The organism is Streptomyces sp. NPDC051776 (assembly GCF_040681345.1).
GTDB lineage: Bacteria > Actinomycetota > Actinomycetes > Streptomycetales > Streptomycetaceae > Streptomyces.
In genome coordinates this window covers 19,556-36,101 of the sequence record NZ_JBFAYQ010000020.1, presented here as the reverse complement: position 1 = coordinate 36,101, position 16,546 = coordinate 19,556, and the positions used below count along the sequence as shown (strand labels likewise).

The following is a 16,546-nucleotide window of genomic DNA, read 5'->3' as shown; positions in this document are numbered from 1 at the left end:
AAAATCGGTTTAGCAGAGGTGCGCATGCAAGCCTGGACGAGGGCGGCACCGAGTGCATGCCTTTCCCTTGTCAGATTGCGTCGGAGTTACACAGCAAACTGGACATAACTCAACAATCTCCCCAGCTTCTATGGCCAAAGATGTCCGGGGTGTTGACAGCATGCGAACGCGGCTCCATTCTCTACCGCATCCGCTAATTCGATTTAGCGATGAGCGATGGAGCTGAGTCACCCATGTCCGGACGCCGCGTCACCATGGCCGACGTCGCCCGCAGCGCGGGCGTGTCGCCCACCACCGCGTCGTTCGTCCTCTCCGGCCGTACCGACATGCGGATCTCGGAGGCCTCCCGGGACAAGGTCCTCGAGGCGGCCAAGATGCTGGGCTACCGCCCGAATGTCACCGCCCGGAGCCTGCGGACGAAGTCCACTCAGACCATCGGCTTCGTATCGGACACCATCACCACCACCCCGTTCGCCGGAGAAGTGATCCGCGGTGCGCTGGAAGCCGCCCGCGCCCGCGATCACCTGCTGTTCATCGCGGAGACCGGCGGTAATCGCGCCGCCGAGGCGGGGCTGGTCAACGGGCTGCTCGACCGGCAGGTGGACGCCGTCGTCTACGCGGCGATGTTCACCCGCCACGTCACCCCGCCCAGCGAGCTGAACGGCCGCCGTGTGGTGCTGCTCAACTGCCTCGCCCCCGGCTTCGACGCCCCGTCCGTCATCCCCGACGAGACCGAGGCCGGCCGCGCCGCCGGCCGGGTGCTGCTCGCCGCCGGGCACACCTCCGGCATCTGGGCGATCGGCGGCCACCGTGCGATCCCCGCCACCCCGGGGGGCGTCTTCGCCGGGAACGAGCGGATGCGCGGACTCCAGGAAGTGCTCCGGGATTCCGGGGTGGCCCTGGACGGGGTCGTCGAATGCCAGTGGGGCCCCGATGACGGATATCGCGAGGTGAGCCAGATCCTCGCCGCGGGCCACCGTCCGCGCGCGCTGGTGTGCTCGACCGACAGAGTCTCCTTCGGTGCCTACCAGGCGCTGGCCGAAGCGGGCCTGTCCATCCCCGGCGATGTCTCCGTCGTCTCCTACGACGACCAGGACATCGCCTCCTGGCTGCGCCCCGCGCTCACCACGCTGGCGCTGCCGCACTACGAACTCGGTCGCGTCGCCATGGAGCTGATCCTCGGCGACGAGCCGCTGGGCACCGGAGAGCACCGGGTGCCGATGCCGCTGCGCAGGCGGGCGTCCGTCGCCTGCCCGTGCCGCGGGTCGAGCCGACGGTGACCGGGGCGTAGCGATCGGACACAGGACGTAAGAAAAAACGCACGTGGGGCCGGGCGGCCACCCGACCCCACCGCAGGCTCATCTCCACCATGCGATCAGACACGAGGACGGACGAACCATGCGCAGAACCATTCTAGCCGCGACCTGCACCATCACTGCGCTGGCCCTGGCGGCTACCGGCTGTACGGGCTCCGGTGACGCGGCCGCCGGCGGCGCGAGCTGCGACGGCAAGATCGACGGCAAGCGGACGATCACGGCCTTCTACCACGCCGGTGGCGAGGAGAAGAAGACCTTCATGGGGATCGTCAAGGACTTCAACGAGAGCCAGGACAAGGTCACCGTCAAGGTGCAGAGCGTCCCCGAAGGCACGTACAACGACTCCGTCCAGGCCGCGGCCGCCGCGGACAAGCTGCCGGAGATCCTCGACTTCGACGGGCCGCTTCTCTACAACTACGCCTGGAACAAGAACATCATCCCGCTGGACAGCTGCCTCAAGGCGTCCACCAAGAAGGACCTGCTGCCCTCCATCGTCCAGCAGGGGACCTACGACAAGAAGCTGTACGGCGTCGGCGCCTTCGACTCCGGCCTCGTCCTCTACGCGTACAAGTCGGCCCTCAAGAAGGTGGGCGCGCGGATACCCAAGGGTGTCGAGGACGCCTGGACCCCCGAGGAGTTCGCCGGGATCCTCGGCAAGCTCCAGAAGAAGGGCTACAAGCGCCCCCTGGACCTGCACATGTGGTACGGCCGCCAGGGCGAGTGGCTGTCCTACGCCTTCAGCACCATCGTCCAGTCCGCGGGCGGCGATCTCATCGACCGCAAGGACTACAAGTCCGCCAAGGGCGTGCTCGACAAGCCCGAGGTCGTCAAGGCGCTGAAGCACTTCCAGTCCTGGTTCACCGAGAAGTACGTCGACACCGAGGCGCAGGACGACAGCCCGTTCCTGAAGAAGCGGAGCCCCATCGCCTGGAACGGCATGTGGGCCTACACGACCGGCTACAAGAAGGCCGCCGGCAAGGATCTCGCCGTCATCCCGCTGCCCGACTTCGGCAAGGGGTCCAAGACCGGTATGGGCTCCTGGCAGTTCGGCATCACCAGCAAGGCGGAGGACCCGGACGCGGCCGCCGCGTTCCTGGAGCATCTGCTCAGCAAGCAGGGCGTGCTGAAGATGTACAAGGCCACGGGCGCTCCGCCGTCCCGCAAGAGCGCCCTCACCGACGCCGACATCTACCGGGACGGCGGTGCCATGGACCTGGTCACGAAGTCCCTGGAGAAGGCGCCGATGGTGTCGGTGCCGCGCCCGCAGACCCCCGCGTACCCGGCGATCACGCAGGCGTTCGCGCAGGCGATCGACGACATCAGCCAGGGCAAGGACGTAAAGCAGGCCCTGGACACGGCGGTCGCCGCCATCGACCAGGACATCCGCGACAACGACGGCTACCCGGTCGAGTAGCCGCCGGGCCCGGTGCGGCGGCGGCTGAACCGGACGCGCTCGCCGCCGCGCCGCCTCAACTCCCTTACGTACAACGTCTCTTCGCACCGCCTGAGGTGAACCACCATGTCCCGCACCGTCCTTGAGCCCGCTGTCGAAGGGTCGGCGCCACCCGGCGCGCCACCTGCGGCCAGGCGGCGGCGCTCTGCGACGCCGCGCACCCGTGAGCGGGTGACGGCCGCGTTGTTCTCCGCTCCGGCCGCCGCCCTGCTGGTCCTCTTCCTGATCGCCCCGTTCGTCGCCGCGGTGCTGCTCTCCTTCACCGACCAGCGGCTGTCGTCACCGCTGCCGGTGTCCTTCACCGGCCTCGAGAACTACGCGCGGCTGTTCTCCAACCCGCAGTTCTGGCAGGCCTTCGGCAACAACACCCTCTTCGCCGTGATCGTCGTCCCCGTGCAGACGGCCGCGGCCCTGGGACTCGCGGTCCTCGTGAACCGGGCGCTGCCGGGCCGGGTGCTGTTCCGTACGATCTACTTCCTGCCGACAGTCACCGTCATGGCGGTCGCCGCAGTCGTGTGGAAGCTGCTGCTGCTCCCCGAGGGCGGCCTGGTCAACGGCGTGCTGGGCGCGGTCTCCTTCGGCCATCTGCAGCCGGGATGGCTCTCCAGCACCGGCTGGGCGATGCCCGCGATCGTGATCACGTCCATCTGGCAGGGTGTCGGCTTCCAGATGGTGATCTTCCTCGCCGGATTGCAGGCGATCCCGCAGTCGCTCTACGAGGCTGCCCGTGTGGACGGGGCGAACGCCTGGCAGCAGTTCCGGCATGTGACGGTCCCGGGCCTGCGCAACACGCTGATCTTCGTGGTGAATGTGACGGCGATCTTTGCATTCCGCCTGTTCGACCAGGTGTATCTGATGCCGCAGTTCCCCGGCGGCCCGCTGGACTCGACCCGAACGATGATGCTCCAGCTCCTGCAGACCGGCTACAGCCGGCGCATGATCGGCCAGGCCTCCGCCATCGCCGTCATCTTCTTCCTGTTCGTGCTCGCCGTGACGCTGATCCAGCGCAGGCTCGGCCGCGAGGAGCGTGCCGTCCGATGACTTCCACCACCCCCACCACCCGTACGCGCCGCCGCACCGGGCACAACGTGCCCTTGCACTATGTGATCTGCATCGGCGTCGCCGTCGTGATGCTCGTACCGCTGGTCTTCATGTTCGCGGGCGCCCTCAAGGCCGACGCCAACGTGCTGGACGACGGCGGCAGTTGGCGCGCGCTGATCCCCACCGATCCCACGCTGGACAACTTCGTACGGGCATGGGAGCGCTCGGACTTCGGCCGGCTGCTGCTCAACTCCCTGGTCGTCTGCGGTACGACAGTGGTCCTCGGCCTGGTCGTCAACAGCATGTTCGGCTACGCGCTCGCCCGGCTCCGCTGGACCGGACGCAACGCGGTGCTGGCCGTCATCGTGGCGCTGATCATCATCCCGTTCGAAGCCCTCGCCATCCCGCTGCTGCTGATGGTCACCGAGATGGGCTGGCTGGACACCTACCAGGCCCAGATCATCCCGTTCGTCGCCAACCCGTTCTTCGTCTACCTCTTCTACTCGTTCTTCCTGTCGCTGCCGCGCGAACTCGAAGAGGCGGCACGGATCGACGGCGCCGGCCCCTGGCGCACCTTCCGCAGTGTCATCGTGCCGCTGTCCCGGCCCGCGTACGCGTCGGTGGCGATCCTGAGCTTCCTCATGACCTGGGGCCAGCTTCTGTGGCCGGTCATGACCACGCGCAGTGAGGAAGTGCGCCCGCTGCCGGTGGGTATCGCGGTCTTCCAGACCCTGCCCCCGCTGCGCTGGGGAGATATCATGGCATTCGCCGCAATGATGACCATTCCGACACTGATTGTTTTCCTGATTTTCCAGCGGGCGTTCGTCCAGGGCGTGGCCGCTCAGGCGGTCAAGGAGTGAGCACCATCGATACCGGTATCGAAGACCGGCACGTACCGGCCGTTCATCTGCGTCCGGCGGCCAACTGGATCAACGACCCCAACGGCCTGGTCCACCACGACGGCTGGTACCACGTCTTCTTCCAGCACAATCCGTTTGCGCCGACCCACGAGCAGGTGCACTGGGGCCACTACCGCAGCCGTGACCTGCTGCGGTGGGAACCACTGCCCCTCGCGCTAAGCCCTGCCACGGGCGGGGACGACGCCCACGGCTGCTTCTCCGGGAGCGCGGTGTCCCACGACGGCCGCCTCACCGCCTTCTTCTCGGCCTACCGCATCGACCGCTGGTGGCAGCCGGTGGCCGCCGCCGACTCGGACCCCGGGGGCGTCACCTTCACCAAGCGCCCCGGGCTCGTCATCCCCGATGTGCCCGAAGGCGTCACCACCTACCGCGACCCCTATGTGTGGCGGGACGGCGACCGCTGGCGGATGCTCGTCGGCGCCGGGATGCGGGACGGCAGCGGTGCCGCGCTGCTCTACGAGTCGGAGGACCTCGAGCGCTGGACCTCCCGCGGCTCACTGCACCGCCGTGCCGACGCCGGGCCCGGTGTCCGTACCGGCGAGGCATGGGAGTGCCCGCACCTCGCGACCTTCGAGGACGGGCGGGCGCTGCTGATCACCAGCACCTGGTACCAGCGCACCGGCCCGGCCCACGTGGCCGCCTGGGCCGGTACGCCCGACGGCGACGGCTACCGCTTCTCCGATCCGTTCCGCCTCGACCACGGCCCCGACTTCTATGCCCCGGCGCTGATGCGCGCACCGGACGGGCGATGGCTGATGTGGGGGTGGTCCTGGGAGGCCCGCGACGAGACCACCGTCAAGGAGGCGGGCTGGGCCGGGCTGCTCACCCTGCCCCGCGAGGTGACGCTCACCGCGGACGGCCGGGCCCGGCAGGTGCCCGCCCGCGAACTCGACGGACTGCGGTACGGCGAGCCGCAGCGCATGGTGTGCGGCGTCGCTCCCGGTGAGACCGCAGCGGTCGCCGAACTGGACGGCGTCGCGGATCTGCGCGTGCGGCTCGGCTTCGGTCAGGACCCGGCTTGGGGCATGCGCATCAACACGAACGCCGACGGCACCGAGTTCCTGGACTTCGTGCTGCGGGACGGGGAGTTGACGGTCGACCGCGGTCACGCCTCGCACGAGACCCGAGCGTACGTCGGCGCGTACCGGCTGCCGGTGCCGGAGGCGGTGCCGGACGGGACCACCGAGTTGAGGATCCTGCTGGATCGCTCCGTCGTGGAGGTCTTCACCGAATCCGGCGAGACGCTCACCCTGCGCTTCTACCCGACCGGCGGCGAGCCGTGGACCTTGCTCTCCAGGGGGCTGTCGTCCGACGACGTGACGCTGGACCTGGAGGCGTACACCCTGCGACCTCCGGAGGGGGACGCGCGGTAGCGGCCCCCGGTGATCCACCGCGGCCCGGCACGGGGGAGACCCCGCAGCCGGGCCGCGCGCACGAGCGGTCACGGGCGGCCGCGCGGAAAACCGGCGTCGAGCGGGCGGTGGGACAGCCGCCCCCCGGGCGCTCGCAGAGCGCTCCGATCGGTGTCCCTGCGTAGCGGACCGCGCGTACGGCCCCGGCGGCGGGGCTCCGGCCCCGCGCGTACGGCCTCCGCTGCGGGGCCGGGGCTGCGGAATGCGGCGGAGACGCGCATCGTGTGAAGGGAGCACGCGAGGAGGAGTCCCATGTCCACCCCGAGCGCCGGCCCCGAAGAGATCCCCGTCATCCGCCGCCCTCCCGACCCGGAGGATGCCGTGACCTGGGAGCCCAGCGACCGCTGGGTGCGCGCCACGAGGAGCGGCATCACCGTCGTCGACAGCCGCCGGCCCCTGCTGGTCTGGGAGCCCGGCCGCCCCGTCCCCCTCTACGCCTTCCCGGAGGAGGACGTCCGCACGGACCTGCTGCGGCGGACGGACGAGCCGGCCAGCCGTCGTCGCCACGCCGGATCCACCGTCTTCTACGAGCTCAGCGTGGGCGGCACGACCACCCCGAGGGCGGCCTGGACGTACCCCGGCAAGGAACTGGCCGGATACATCTCCTTCGAATGGTTCGGGCGCAGCGTCCTCGAGCACTGGTACGAGGAGGACGAAGAGATCTTCGTGCACCCGCGCGACCCCCACAAGCGCATCGACGCCCTGCCCAGCAGTCGCCACGTCCAGGTCGAGGTCGAGGGCACGGTCGTCGCAGACACCCGCTCCCCGGTCCTCCTCTTCGAGACGGGCCTGCCCGTCCGGTACTACTTCCCGCGCGAGGACGTCCGGCTCGACCTCCTCATGGCCACCGAGCTCACAACGCGCTGCCCCTACAAGGGTGTTGCCACCGAGTACTGGTCATGGCCACGAGGCGGAGACGTGCCTCCCGGGATCGCTTGGAGCTACCCCGATCCCCTGGCGGCCCTGAGCAACATCAAGGAGCGGGTCGCCTTCTACAACGAGGCCGTCGACATCATCCTCGACGGCGAGAGGCTCGAACGGCCGGTCACCGTCTTCAGCAAGACGCTTACGCGCTGATCATCCCTCCCGATGCCGGATGAACCGCACCGTCCGCGCGGCTCATCCGCCCCGCCCCGGTTCCTACGCCGTCCAGGGGAACTGCCACCGCGTCAACGCCTCGGTGGTTGGCGGGTGCCGTTGAGAGTGCGATATGTGGATGCTATCGCCCAAAAACGGGAGGAATGGTTTATATGCAGAGAATCGCGACTGCGACGCTGGTGGCTCTGGCGGCGGGCAGCATGGTGACCCTCGGCCCGGGAGCCGCATTCGCCGACGGGTACGGTCACGGCCGCGGCCACGGTGACAGTCACGGCCACAGCCGCGGTCACGGACATGGTCACGGCGGCCATCACGGCCACGGCCACGGACATGGATACGGCCATGGACATGGATACGGCCATGGACACGGGCGCGGCCCAGGGGCGAAGGCCGTCGGCGGGGCAAGCCTCATGGGTTCCGTGGACCAGCAGAACACGGCACAGGATTCGCGGCAGAACAACCATTGCTCCGACCCGAACCCGTTCGACCAGCCACTGGACCTCGATGGCGGGCGAGTTGAAGGCCACTGCAAGACCAAGGACGACTCGTTCAACCACGACGCCCGTGTGAAGGCGGGCGGTGCGAAGGCGTTCGGCGGCTCGGCCACGCTGGCTCTCATTGAGCAGAACACCGCACAGCAGGGCAGGCAGAACAACAACTGTGCCAACCCCAACCGAACCTCCCTGACGCTCTCCGGCGGGCGGGTCGAGGCCTGGTGCCTGGACGTGGACAAGTCGGTCAACAAGCACACCCGGTTCAAGGGCCGCGGCGCGACCGTGCACGGCGGCAGCTCCCTGCCCGCCGCAACAGGGCTCGGGGCGGACCTGATCGGGCAGAACATCGCTCAGGAAGGCCGGCAGAACAACAACTGCGCCAACCCCAACAACGCGCCGTTGGAGGTGTCCGGCGGAAGCGTGGAGGCTCGCTGCCGAAACAAGGACGGTTCGTTCAACAAGCACACGAAGACCGTGAGCGGTGGCGCGGAGGTCGACTCGGGCAGCGCCATCGGCCGGGTCACTGTTCAGGGCGTCGCCCAGGAGGGTCGACAGAACATCAACTGTGCCAACCCCCAGGTCGACGAACTGGCACTGACCGGTGGCCGTGTGTCGGTCCGCTGCGAGAACGAGGACAAGTCGTTCAACCACAAGACCTTCACCAAGGGTGAGGGCGCCCGGGTCAACGGCGGTTCGGGCGGGGGTGCAGATGTGAACCTGGTGCAGCAGAATGTGGCGCAGGAGGGGCGGCAGAACATCAACTGCGGCAACCCCAACGGGGTGGACGCCGATGTGCTCGGGGGTGGGCGGGACATCACCCGCTGCTGGCACAAGGACAAGTCGTTCAACCACAAGACGGTCACGAAGGGTGGGGGCGCCGAGGCCAACGGTGGCAACGGCGGCACCACGGTGGTCCAGCAGAACGTGGCGCAGGAGGGGCGGCAGAACAGCAACTGCGGCAACCCCAACGGCCTCGGGCTCGAACTGACGGGTGGCAGGATCGACACGGAGTGCGGTGCGGTGGACAAATCGGTCAACGTGCGCACCAAGGAGTTCGGCGGCGGTGCGAAGGCCGAGGGCGGCAGCGGCCTGGCCAGCCTCTCCCAGCAGAACGTGGCTCAGGAGGGTCGACAGAACAACAACTGTGGTAACCCGAACAACCTGTCGCTGACCGTGTCCGGGGGACGCTCCAGCGCGCAGTGCCTGGCCGTCGACCGCTCTGTCAACATCGACTCCGTCTACCGGTAGGAGCGGGCTTTCCGTTCTCCGCCTCGCCGGCCCCGCTGGACACATCCAGCGGGGCCGGTTTCTTGTGCCTGGGTCCGCCCGCACGGGAAACCGCTTACCGCGAAAAGCCGTTCGCCCCTTCCCTGGTGCGTCCCGTGCTGCTGTCACATGCGGTTTTCCCCGTGGAGGAAAGCCCGGTCACCGCCCGTTCGCAAACGGTTGCGTCGACCCTCCCGTAGCCCTTACTGTCAACGGCCGGTCGACCGGGGACAGTTGTCGGCCACCTTCCGTCATCCGCTCGGCCGTCACAGGGCTTTGCCCTGCGCGCATCCCCAACCGGGCTGCGTGTGCGCCGAGTCGATGGCGTTCACCACACCGGCAAGAAGGATGAGCGTCATGCGTGCATTCCCCCCACGGACCTGGGCCCTCGTTGCGGCAGGGGCGCTCTTGACCACCGGGGGCGCATGCTCCCCGTACCCGTCCGTCGAGAGTGAAGAAGGCGGCGCCACGGGTCGGGTCGCCGTCTGGTATCACACCGGCCAGGGACCGGAGAAGGAGACGCTCGAGCGTCAGATCAAGGCGTTCAACGCCTCCCACAGAAGGATCGAGGTCGAACTCACGCTCCTCCCCGAGGACGACTACAACGAGCGGGTCCAGAGGGCCGCGTCCCGGGGAGTGCTGCCCGATCTGCTCGACGTCGACGGCCCGAGGCTCGGCAGCTTTGTGCACAAGGGCATGCTCACGCCGCTCGACACCGGGCTGATCAGCCCGGCCGTGCAGGCGGGTCTTCTCGCCAGTATCGAGGCCCAGGGCACGTACGGCCGCCGTCTGTACTCGATCGGCACCTTCGACTCGGGGTTGGGACTGTACGGGAACCGGACCATGCTGGAGCAGGCCGGGGTCGACGTCCCGGAACAGGGTGAACCGGCATGGACGGCCGGAGAGTTCACCGAGTCCTTGAGGAAACTTGCCTTACGCGACGCCGACGGTCGGGTCCTGGACTTCGGACTGGCCAATGGGGTCGGCGAGTGGTTCACCTACGCGTACAGCCCCATCGTCTGGTCGGCCGGCGGGGACCTGGTCCACCGCAGCGACAACGGCTACGCCGGCGGCGTGCTCAACACCCCCGGTGTCGCGAAGGCGCTGGGCACGGTCCAGGTGTGGAAGAAGTACGTCGACCCCGACAAGGATGCCAAGAGTTTCGCCGCGGGGAGGACCGCCCTGTCGTGGAACGGCCACTGGCGCTATGCCGACTTCTCGCGAGCCCTCGGCGACGAGCTGGTAGTCCTGCCCCTCCCGGACTTCGGCCACGGCACGAAGACCGGTTCCGGGTCGTGGAGTTGGGCCGTTACGCAGCAGTCGCAGAACAAGAAGGCCGCCGCCGTCTTTCTGGAATATCTGCTCAAGGACCGTCAGGTGCTCGCCATGGCCAAGGCCAACAGCGCCATACCGGGCACCAATTCGGCCCTGGAGAAATCGGAACTCTACGGGTCGGGGAAGCCGCTGGAGCTCTTCGCCCGCCAGTTGGAGGAGACCTGCGGCAACGGGCCGGTCAGTGAGGGCTGCGTCGCGGTTCCGCGGCCGAACACCCCGGACTATCCCGTGGTCACCCGGGCGTTCCAGAAGGCGTTCCGGGCCGTCTACGACGACGGTACGGCCCCCGAGAAGGCGCTGAACCGCGCGGTGACCACCATCGACACCGAGCTTCGGGGCGGTGGCTGACGGCCGCTCGTCAGGGCCCGGCCCCTCACCGGGCGGGGCCCGCATCCGGCCCGGCACGTACACTCCGGTACCGGACGGTTACGCGGAAGCAGCGCTCCTTCCCGGCTCCGTGCGAAGCGATCACGTCGCGCGACCAGGGCCCCGCAAACCCAGTTCAGAGGGGCACGCTAGAGTGAGCGCAAACGCTTGTCGTACCCGCGAATGGCCGTACCGGGACCGTGCATTGTCCGCTTCCGGCCGGGCATGCGGGCCAGGATGGGAGGCGGCCTCCGAGTGGAGCGGAGCGACGCGGGCGGCACCCGCGCGAGCATCGCCGACGTCGCCCGTGGGGCGGGTGTTTCGACCGCCAGTGTCTCCCGGTCGCTGCGCGGCCTGGGAGGCGTCTCCGAGGGTACGCGCGCCCGGGTCGTCCAGGTGGCTCGGGAGCTGGGGTATGCGATCTCACCCGGCGCCTCCAGTCTGCGCAGCGGACGGACGCGCAGCATCGCGGTCGTCACCCCCTTCATCGACCGGTGGTTCTTCGGCCGTGCGCTCGGAGCGTTCGAGTCGGTGCTCCAACAGGCAGATCTCCACGTCCTGCTCCACAGCCTCCACGGGAGTGCTGAGGCGCGCCGCCGGCTGTTCGCCGAGCGAATTCTGCACCGCAGGGTCGACGCGGTACTGATCATGTGTCTGAAGCTGGAGCAGCACGAGATCGACGCGCTGCGTGCCCTCGACGTCCCCGTGGCGCTCCTGGGATCGCACGCGGTCGACTTCTCCAGCGTCGCGATCGACGACTTCTCGGCCGCCCGTGAGGCCGTCGACCATCTGACCGGGCTCGGCCACCGCCGTATCGGCCTGATCGGTGGCAGCCCGGTGGACCCCCTGCACTTCACGGCACCGGTGGAGCGCCGGGCGGGATACCGGGACGCCCTGAAATCCGCCGGCATCGCACGGGACCGGGAGCTGGAAGCCGACGCGGACTACACGGTCGCCGGGGGAGAGCGGGCCATGGCGCGGCTGCTCGACCTTCCGCAGCGCCCCACGGCGGTGTTCGTCGAGTCGGACGAGATGGCGTTCGGGGCTCTGCGTTTCCTGCGCGATGCCCGGGTCAGGGTGCCCGATGATCTCTCGGTCGTCGGGATCGACGATCATGAGATGAGCCACCTCGTCAACCTCACGACCGTCGCGCAACCGGTCGCCGAGCAGGGGGCCGCGGCTGCGCACGCCCTGCTCGCGGCGCTCGCGGACCGGTCGCGGCCTCCGTCGCGGGTCATGCACCCCACGCGATTGGTCGTCCGCGGCACCACCGCGGCACCCAGGGGCACCTGAGGCCCCTGGCGCATCACGGGTCCCGGCGAGCGGATCAGCGGGATCGTACGGCTGAGACAGGCTGGCCAATCCGGACAAAGCTCGCTAATCGCTAGTTTTATCCCGATACTGACTACGTGGTTCTTCTTCCGCCGATCGAACCGATGCTGGCCACGGCCACGGACGCCCTGCCGGCACCGGGAGCGCTGCCCGGCGGACTCGCCCTGGAGCCCAAGTACGACGGCTTCCGGCTGATGGTCTTCCGTACCGGGGGCAGGACCGAGCTGCTGTCCCGCGTCGGCAAGCGGCTCGACGATGCCTTCCCGGAGATCGCCGATGCCGCCGCCGCGCTTCCCGAGGACGCCGTCCTCGACGGCGAAGTCGTGATCATGGTGGACGGCAAGCTGCAGTTCGGCGCGCTCCAGCAGCGCGTCAACCGCGCACCCCACACCGCCCGCCGCCTCGCCCATGTCCAGCCCGCCCACTACGTCGCCTTCGACCTGCTGCAACGGGGCACCACGGAACTCGTCCACGAGCCGTACCGCGTCCGCCGTGCCGCCCTGGAGGACCTGTTCACCCGTCATGCACTGACGGCTCCGTGGACCCTGGCCCCGGTGACGAGCGACCGCGAGCAAGCCGAGCAGTGGCTGACGCTGTGGACGCCGGTCGGTGTCGAAGGCGTGGTGGCCAAGGGATGGGACCAGCCGTACCTGCCCGGCCACCGCGGCTGGCTCAAGGTCCGCGCGCGCGAGACCAACGAGGCCATCGTCGCGGCAGTCACCGGTCCCGTCGCGGCCCCGCACACCGTGCTCCTGGGCCGCTACGACCAGGGCGGCACGCTTCGGCTGGCCGCCCGCTCCACCCCGCTCACCCCGGCCCTGCGGGAGGACCTGGGTCACCTGCTCACCACCGCGGGCTCCGGTCACCCGTGGGCCGGGGCGCACATCGCGGCGTCCTGGGGAAGGCGCGAGGAGTTGGAGTTCACCCCGGTCGAGCCGGAGCATGTCGTGGAGTTCCTCGGCGATGTGGCGGTCGACGCGGGCCGCTGGCGCCACGCCGTACGGGCGCTGCGCCTCCGCGCCGACATCGAACCGGGCGACGTGCCGCCGTTCGGTGACGGCCACAGCACGGGAGCGAGGCGGGCGCGGCTGCGCGGCTGAGAGGATCGCGGACATCGAATCCCCGAACCCCCAAAGTCCCCGAACCCCCAAAGTCCCCGATCCCCGACTCCCCGACTCCCCGAGTCCCCGAATTCTCGATTTCTCGAATCCCCGAATGCAGAGCGCTCCTTTCTCGGCACGCCAACGGGCGCGGCCACCGGACACCGACCATGTCGCACGTCGTCGTACGGCCGCCCCCGGTTGGGCCCGGGGAAGTTGAGGAGATCCCCTAGTTCGGCCCCCCAACGATTCAGCGCGGCCCCGCGAGCTGTGACGATGGGGCTCCGTCAACGGTGGCAGTACGGCATCGGGGGAACGGGCATCGGGCGAGAGGTTCTGGACCATGGCGGCGACGACTGACCACGACAGCGTTCGGCCGGCCGCGGCGCTGGTCGAGCGCGAGGAGCAGTGGTCCTGCCTGGAGAAGGATCTGGCCGATGCCATGACGGGGTGCGGGCGCGTGGCCCTGGTGACCGGCCCGGTCGCCGTCGGCAAGACCGAGCTGTTCCACGCCTTCGCCGACCACGCGGTCGGATCCGGTGCCTTGTTCCTCAAGGCCGTGTGCTCCCGGTCGGAGAGCGCGCTGCCGTTCGGCGTCGTGGGCCAGTTGTTCCGTACCCTCGAACTGCCCGACGCGTGCGCCGAGGACATCGCAGCGCTCCTGGATGCCGGGGCCGCCGTGACGGAGGCCTCCGACGCGGACGCCGGAGGAAAAGAGCCTTCCCTCGCGCGGGTGCTGAACGCCCTGTGCCTGGCGATGCTCGATCTGTCGGAGCGGCGGACGGTGCTGATCGGCGTGGAGGACGTGGGCCACGTCGACCTCCCCTCACTGAGCTGGCTGCTGTGTCTCATCCGCCGACTCGGCTCCGCCCGGGTGCTGCTGGTGCTCACCGAGACCGCCGGTCCGCGCCCGGCCCGCACACCCCTGCACACCGAACTCCTGCGCCACCCTCACTGCCGCCGCCTCACCCTGGTACCGCTGTCGGAACGTGGCGTTGCCACCGTGTTCGCCGGACACCCGGCGTCGGGGAGACCCGACCGGCTCGCCGCGAGCGCGTACCGGGTGAGCGGCGGCAACCCCCTGCTCGTCCGGGCCCTGCTGGACGACGGGCGCGCCGCGGACATAGCGGGGGGCATCGTTGTCGGGACCAACTTCCGCCAGGCGTGGATGAGTTGTCTCGACCGCTGCGAACCGGCCGTGGTGCCGGTGGCCCGCGCGCTCGCCGTGCTGGACGCGCTGCCCGTGGACCCCGCCGCGCTGGGACGGCTCGTCGGCACCGACGCCGACACCGTGGCCGCCGCGATCGCCACCATGAACGACGCCGGACTTCTCGATGAAGGCCGCTTCCGGCACGCCCAGGCGCGCTCCGCCGTCCTCGACGACATGCCCACCCGGGAGCGGAAGAGCCTCTACCTCGGTGCGGCCGCTCTGCTGCACAGTGATGGCGCGCCCGCCGCTGACGTGGCGCCCTACGTCGTCCTGGCCGACGCGGAGGACCCGTCGATGGCGCCCGTCCTTCGGGAGGCGGCCGAGCACGCACTGCGCGACGAGCGGATCGACCGGGCCGTGCAGTATCTCGAACTCGCCCACCGGTGCACCGCCGATGCGCGGCAGCAGGCCGCCACCGAGGCCGCCCTGGTCCGCGCGGAATCGCGGACCAACCCCGCCGCCGCGGCGCGCCGGCTGCCCGCACTCGTCGCCGCCATGCGCGCCGGCCATCTCGCCGACCGGGACATCACGGCGCTGATCCTGGCGCTGCTCTGGCACGGCCAGGACGACGACGCCGCCGACGCGCTGGAGCGTGCCCGCCGCGCGGAGCCCGGAAAGGGCGGGCAGGTGGCAGCCGAACTCCGGGCCACCGAGCTGTGGTTGGCCAGTACCTATCCGCGGTTCGCCCGCTCCGTACAGCCGTTGGCCGGGGCGGGCAAGCGTCGGAGAGGGCTCGTTAGCCCGACCGACGGCCCTCTCCTCACCTCGTCGTCCGCGCTTTCCAGGGTGCTCACCCAGGACCCCGGGGAGCACGCCGTCACGGACGCCGAACACGTCCTGCAGGTCGCCCGGCCCGGGGACAGCACATCGTGGGGGTTCGAACCGGCACTGCTCGCACTGCACGCCCTCATCTACGCGGACCGGCTCGACATCGCACAACCCTGGTGCGACCGGCTCCTCGACGAGGCGCGGGCCAAGGGGGCCACGGTGAGGCACGCGCTGTTCGCCGCCGCCCGCGCGGAGATCGCCCTGCGCAGCGGCGAACTTTCCACCGCGTACGACCAGGCGCAAACGGCTCTCACCCGCATGCAGCCGACCGCGTGGGGCGTCGCCGTCGGCCAGCCCCTCGGCTGCCTCGTCGCCGCCGCCACCCGGATGGGCCGCTACGACGAAGCCGCCGCGCACCTCGAACAGCCGGTCCCCGAGGCCATGTCCAGGACTCGTTACGGTCTGCATCACCTGCACGCCCGCGGGCAGTACTACCTCGCCACCGGCCGCCACTACGCGGCTCTCGCCGACTTCCTCTCCTGCGGTGAGCTGATGTCCGGCTGGGCCATGGACATGCCGGGCCTCGTACCGTGGCGGACCAGTGCCGCCGAAGCCTGGCTGATGCACGGCGGCCACCGCGACGAGGCCGAGCAGCTGATCAACGAGCAGCTTGCGGAGCCGGGAACGGGCAGGTCCCGGACGCGCGGTGCGGCTCTGCGGCTGCTCGCCGCCACAAGCAACTCCCACGACCGCCCGCGCCTGCTCGAGGAGGCGGTGGCCACGCTGGAGGACTGCGGCGACCGGTTCGAACTCGCCCGGGCCCTGGGCGACCTCAGCCGAGCGCACCGTGCCCTGCGCGAGCACCGCCGCGCTTGGACGGTCGCCCGCCGGGCGTGGCATGTCGCGAGCCTGTGCCAGGCGGCCTGGCTGTGCGAGGAACTGCTGCCCAGCCGTACCCGGCCCGACGGCACCGAGCACACCGGAGCGGACGCGGACCCGATCGCCTCGCTCACGGACGCCGAGCGACGGGTGGCTGCGCTGGCCTCCGTCGGTTACACGAACCGTGAGATCGCCCGCAAGCTGTACATCACGTCGAGCACGATCGAGCAGCATCTCACCCGCGTGTACCGGAAGTTGAACGTCAAGGCACGAAGAGACCTCCCCGCGGATCTGCACAGCCATGTATCCAGATCGGCCTGACCGGCCTGACCGGCCGGACGACCGGACGACCGGACGACCGAACGGCCCGAACCAACCGAACGGCCCGAACCAACCGAACCGCACGGGCCGGAGGACCCGACGACCCGAACGGCCCGAACCAACCGAACGGCCCGAACCGACCGAACCGCACGGGCCGGAGGACCCGACGACCCGAACGGCCCGAACCAACCGAACGGCCCGAACCGACCGAACCGCACGGGCCGGAGGACCCGAC

11 protein-coding genes are annotated in these 16,546 nt (G+C 69.7%); all 11 read left to right on the top strand.

The window, feature by feature from the left end:
• The first annotated feature begins 233 nt into the window (after window positions 1-233).
• The 11 genes from AB0M26_RS17365 (at window position 234) to AB0M26_RS17315 (ending at window position 16,311) form a co-directional block, all read left to right on the top strand.
• Window positions 234-1,280, top strand: coding sequence for a LacI family DNA-binding transcriptional regulator (locus AB0M26_RS17365; protein ID WP_365261412.1), 1,047 nt, complete (start codon window positions 234-236; stop codon window positions 1,278-1,280).
• A 118-nt stretch (window positions 1,281-1,398) separates the two neighbouring features.
• Window positions 1,399-2,730 (top strand): sugar ABC transporter substrate-binding protein, encoded by a 1,332-nt coding sequence (locus AB0M26_RS17360; protein WP_365261409.1) that lies wholly within the window; start codon window positions 1,399-1,401, stop codon window positions 2,728-2,730.
• Between the two features lie 105 nt (window positions 2,731-2,835).
• Window positions 2,836-3,810, top strand: coding sequence for a sugar ABC transporter permease (locus AB0M26_RS17355; protein WP_365261406.1), 975 nt, complete (start codon window positions 2,836-2,838; stop codon window positions 3,808-3,810).
• The gene (locus AB0M26_RS17350; protein ID WP_365261403.1) at window positions 3,807-4,670 is read left to right on the top strand and encodes a carbohydrate ABC transporter permease; all 864 of its coding nucleotides are present in this window, start codon (window positions 3,807-3,809) and stop codon (window positions 4,668-4,670) included. The genes AB0M26_RS17355 and AB0M26_RS17350 overlap by 4 nt, the downstream gene beginning before the upstream one ends.
• Window positions 4,667-6,103: a glycoside hydrolase family 32 protein gene (locus AB0M26_RS17345; protein WP_365261400.1), complete on the top strand. Its 1,437-nt coding sequence runs from the start codon at window positions 4,667-4,669 to the stop codon at window positions 6,101-6,103. Before AB0M26_RS17350 ends, AB0M26_RS17345 begins: the two co-directional genes overlap by 4 nt.
• 291 nt (window positions 6,104-6,394) lie before the next feature.
• The gene (locus AB0M26_RS17340; RefSeq protein WP_365261397.1) at window positions 6,395-7,219 is read left to right on the top strand and encodes a DUF427 domain-containing protein; all 825 of its coding nucleotides are present in this window, start codon (window positions 6,395-6,397) and stop codon (window positions 7,217-7,219) included.
• A 173-nt stretch (window positions 7,220-7,392) separates the two neighbouring features.
• A complete protein-coding gene (locus AB0M26_RS17335) occupies window positions 7,393-8,982 on the top strand; it encodes a hypothetical protein (protein WP_365261394.1) in 1,590 nt (529 codons plus the stop codon).
• A gap of 375 nt (window positions 8,983-9,357) precedes the next feature.
• Complete coding sequence (locus AB0M26_RS17330) at window positions 9,358-10,683, top strand: sugar ABC transporter substrate-binding protein (RefSeq protein ID WP_365261391.1); 1,326 nt, start codon at window positions 9,358-9,360, stop codon at window positions 10,681-10,683.
• Window positions 10,684-10,956: 273 nt separating this feature from the next.
• Window positions 10,957-11,994, top strand: a complete 1,038-nt coding sequence (locus tag AB0M26_RS17325) for a LacI family DNA-binding transcriptional regulator (protein ID WP_365261388.1) — start codon at window positions 10,957-10,959, stop codon at window positions 11,992-11,994.
• Window positions 11,995-12,110: 116 nt separating this feature from the next.
• The gene (locus AB0M26_RS17320) at window positions 12,111-13,133 is read left to right on the top strand and encodes an ATP-dependent DNA ligase (RefSeq protein WP_365261385.1); all 1,023 of its coding nucleotides are present in this window, start codon (window positions 12,111-12,113) and stop codon (window positions 13,131-13,133) included.
• A 343-nt stretch (window positions 13,134-13,476) separates the two neighbouring features.
• Entirely contained in the window at window positions 13,477-16,311 is a 2,835-nt protein-coding gene (locus AB0M26_RS17315; RefSeq protein ID WP_365261382.1) for an AAA family ATPase, read from the top strand.
• The last annotated feature ends 235 nt before the right edge of the window (window positions 16,312-16,546 follow it).

What these genes read in the sequence shown, in the direction of transcription:
- AB0M26_RS17365 (WP_365261412.1), top strand. Translation starts at nt 234, where the DNA reads ATGTCCGGACGCCGCGTCACCATGGCCGACGTCGCCCGCAGCGCGGGC.
- AB0M26_RS17360 (WP_365261409.1), top strand. Translation starts at nt 1,399, where the DNA reads ATGCGCAGAACCATTCTAGCCGCGACCTGCACCATCACTGCGCTGGCC.
- AB0M26_RS17355 (WP_365261406.1), top strand. Translation starts at nt 2,836, where the DNA reads ATGTCCCGCACCGTCCTTGAGCCCGCTGTCGAAGGGTCGGCGCCACCC.
- AB0M26_RS17350 (WP_365261403.1), top strand. Translation starts at nt 3,807, where the DNA reads ATGACTTCCACCACCCCCACCACCCGTACGCGCCGCCGCACCGGGCAC.
- AB0M26_RS17340 (WP_365261397.1), top strand. Translation starts at nt 6,395, where the DNA reads ATGTCCACCCCGAGCGCCGGCCCCGAAGAGATCCCCGTCATCCGCCGC.
- AB0M26_RS17335 (WP_365261394.1), top strand. Translation starts at nt 7,393, where the DNA reads ATGCAGAGAATCGCGACTGCGACGCTGGTGGCTCTGGCGGCGGGCAGC.
- AB0M26_RS17330 (WP_365261391.1), top strand. Translation starts at nt 9,358, where the DNA reads ATGCGTGCATTCCCCCCACGGACCTGGGCCCTCGTTGCGGCAGGGGCG.
- AB0M26_RS17315 (WP_365261382.1), top strand. Translation starts at nt 13,477, where the DNA reads ATGGCGGCGACGACTGACCACGACAGCGTTCGGCCGGCCGCGGCGCTG.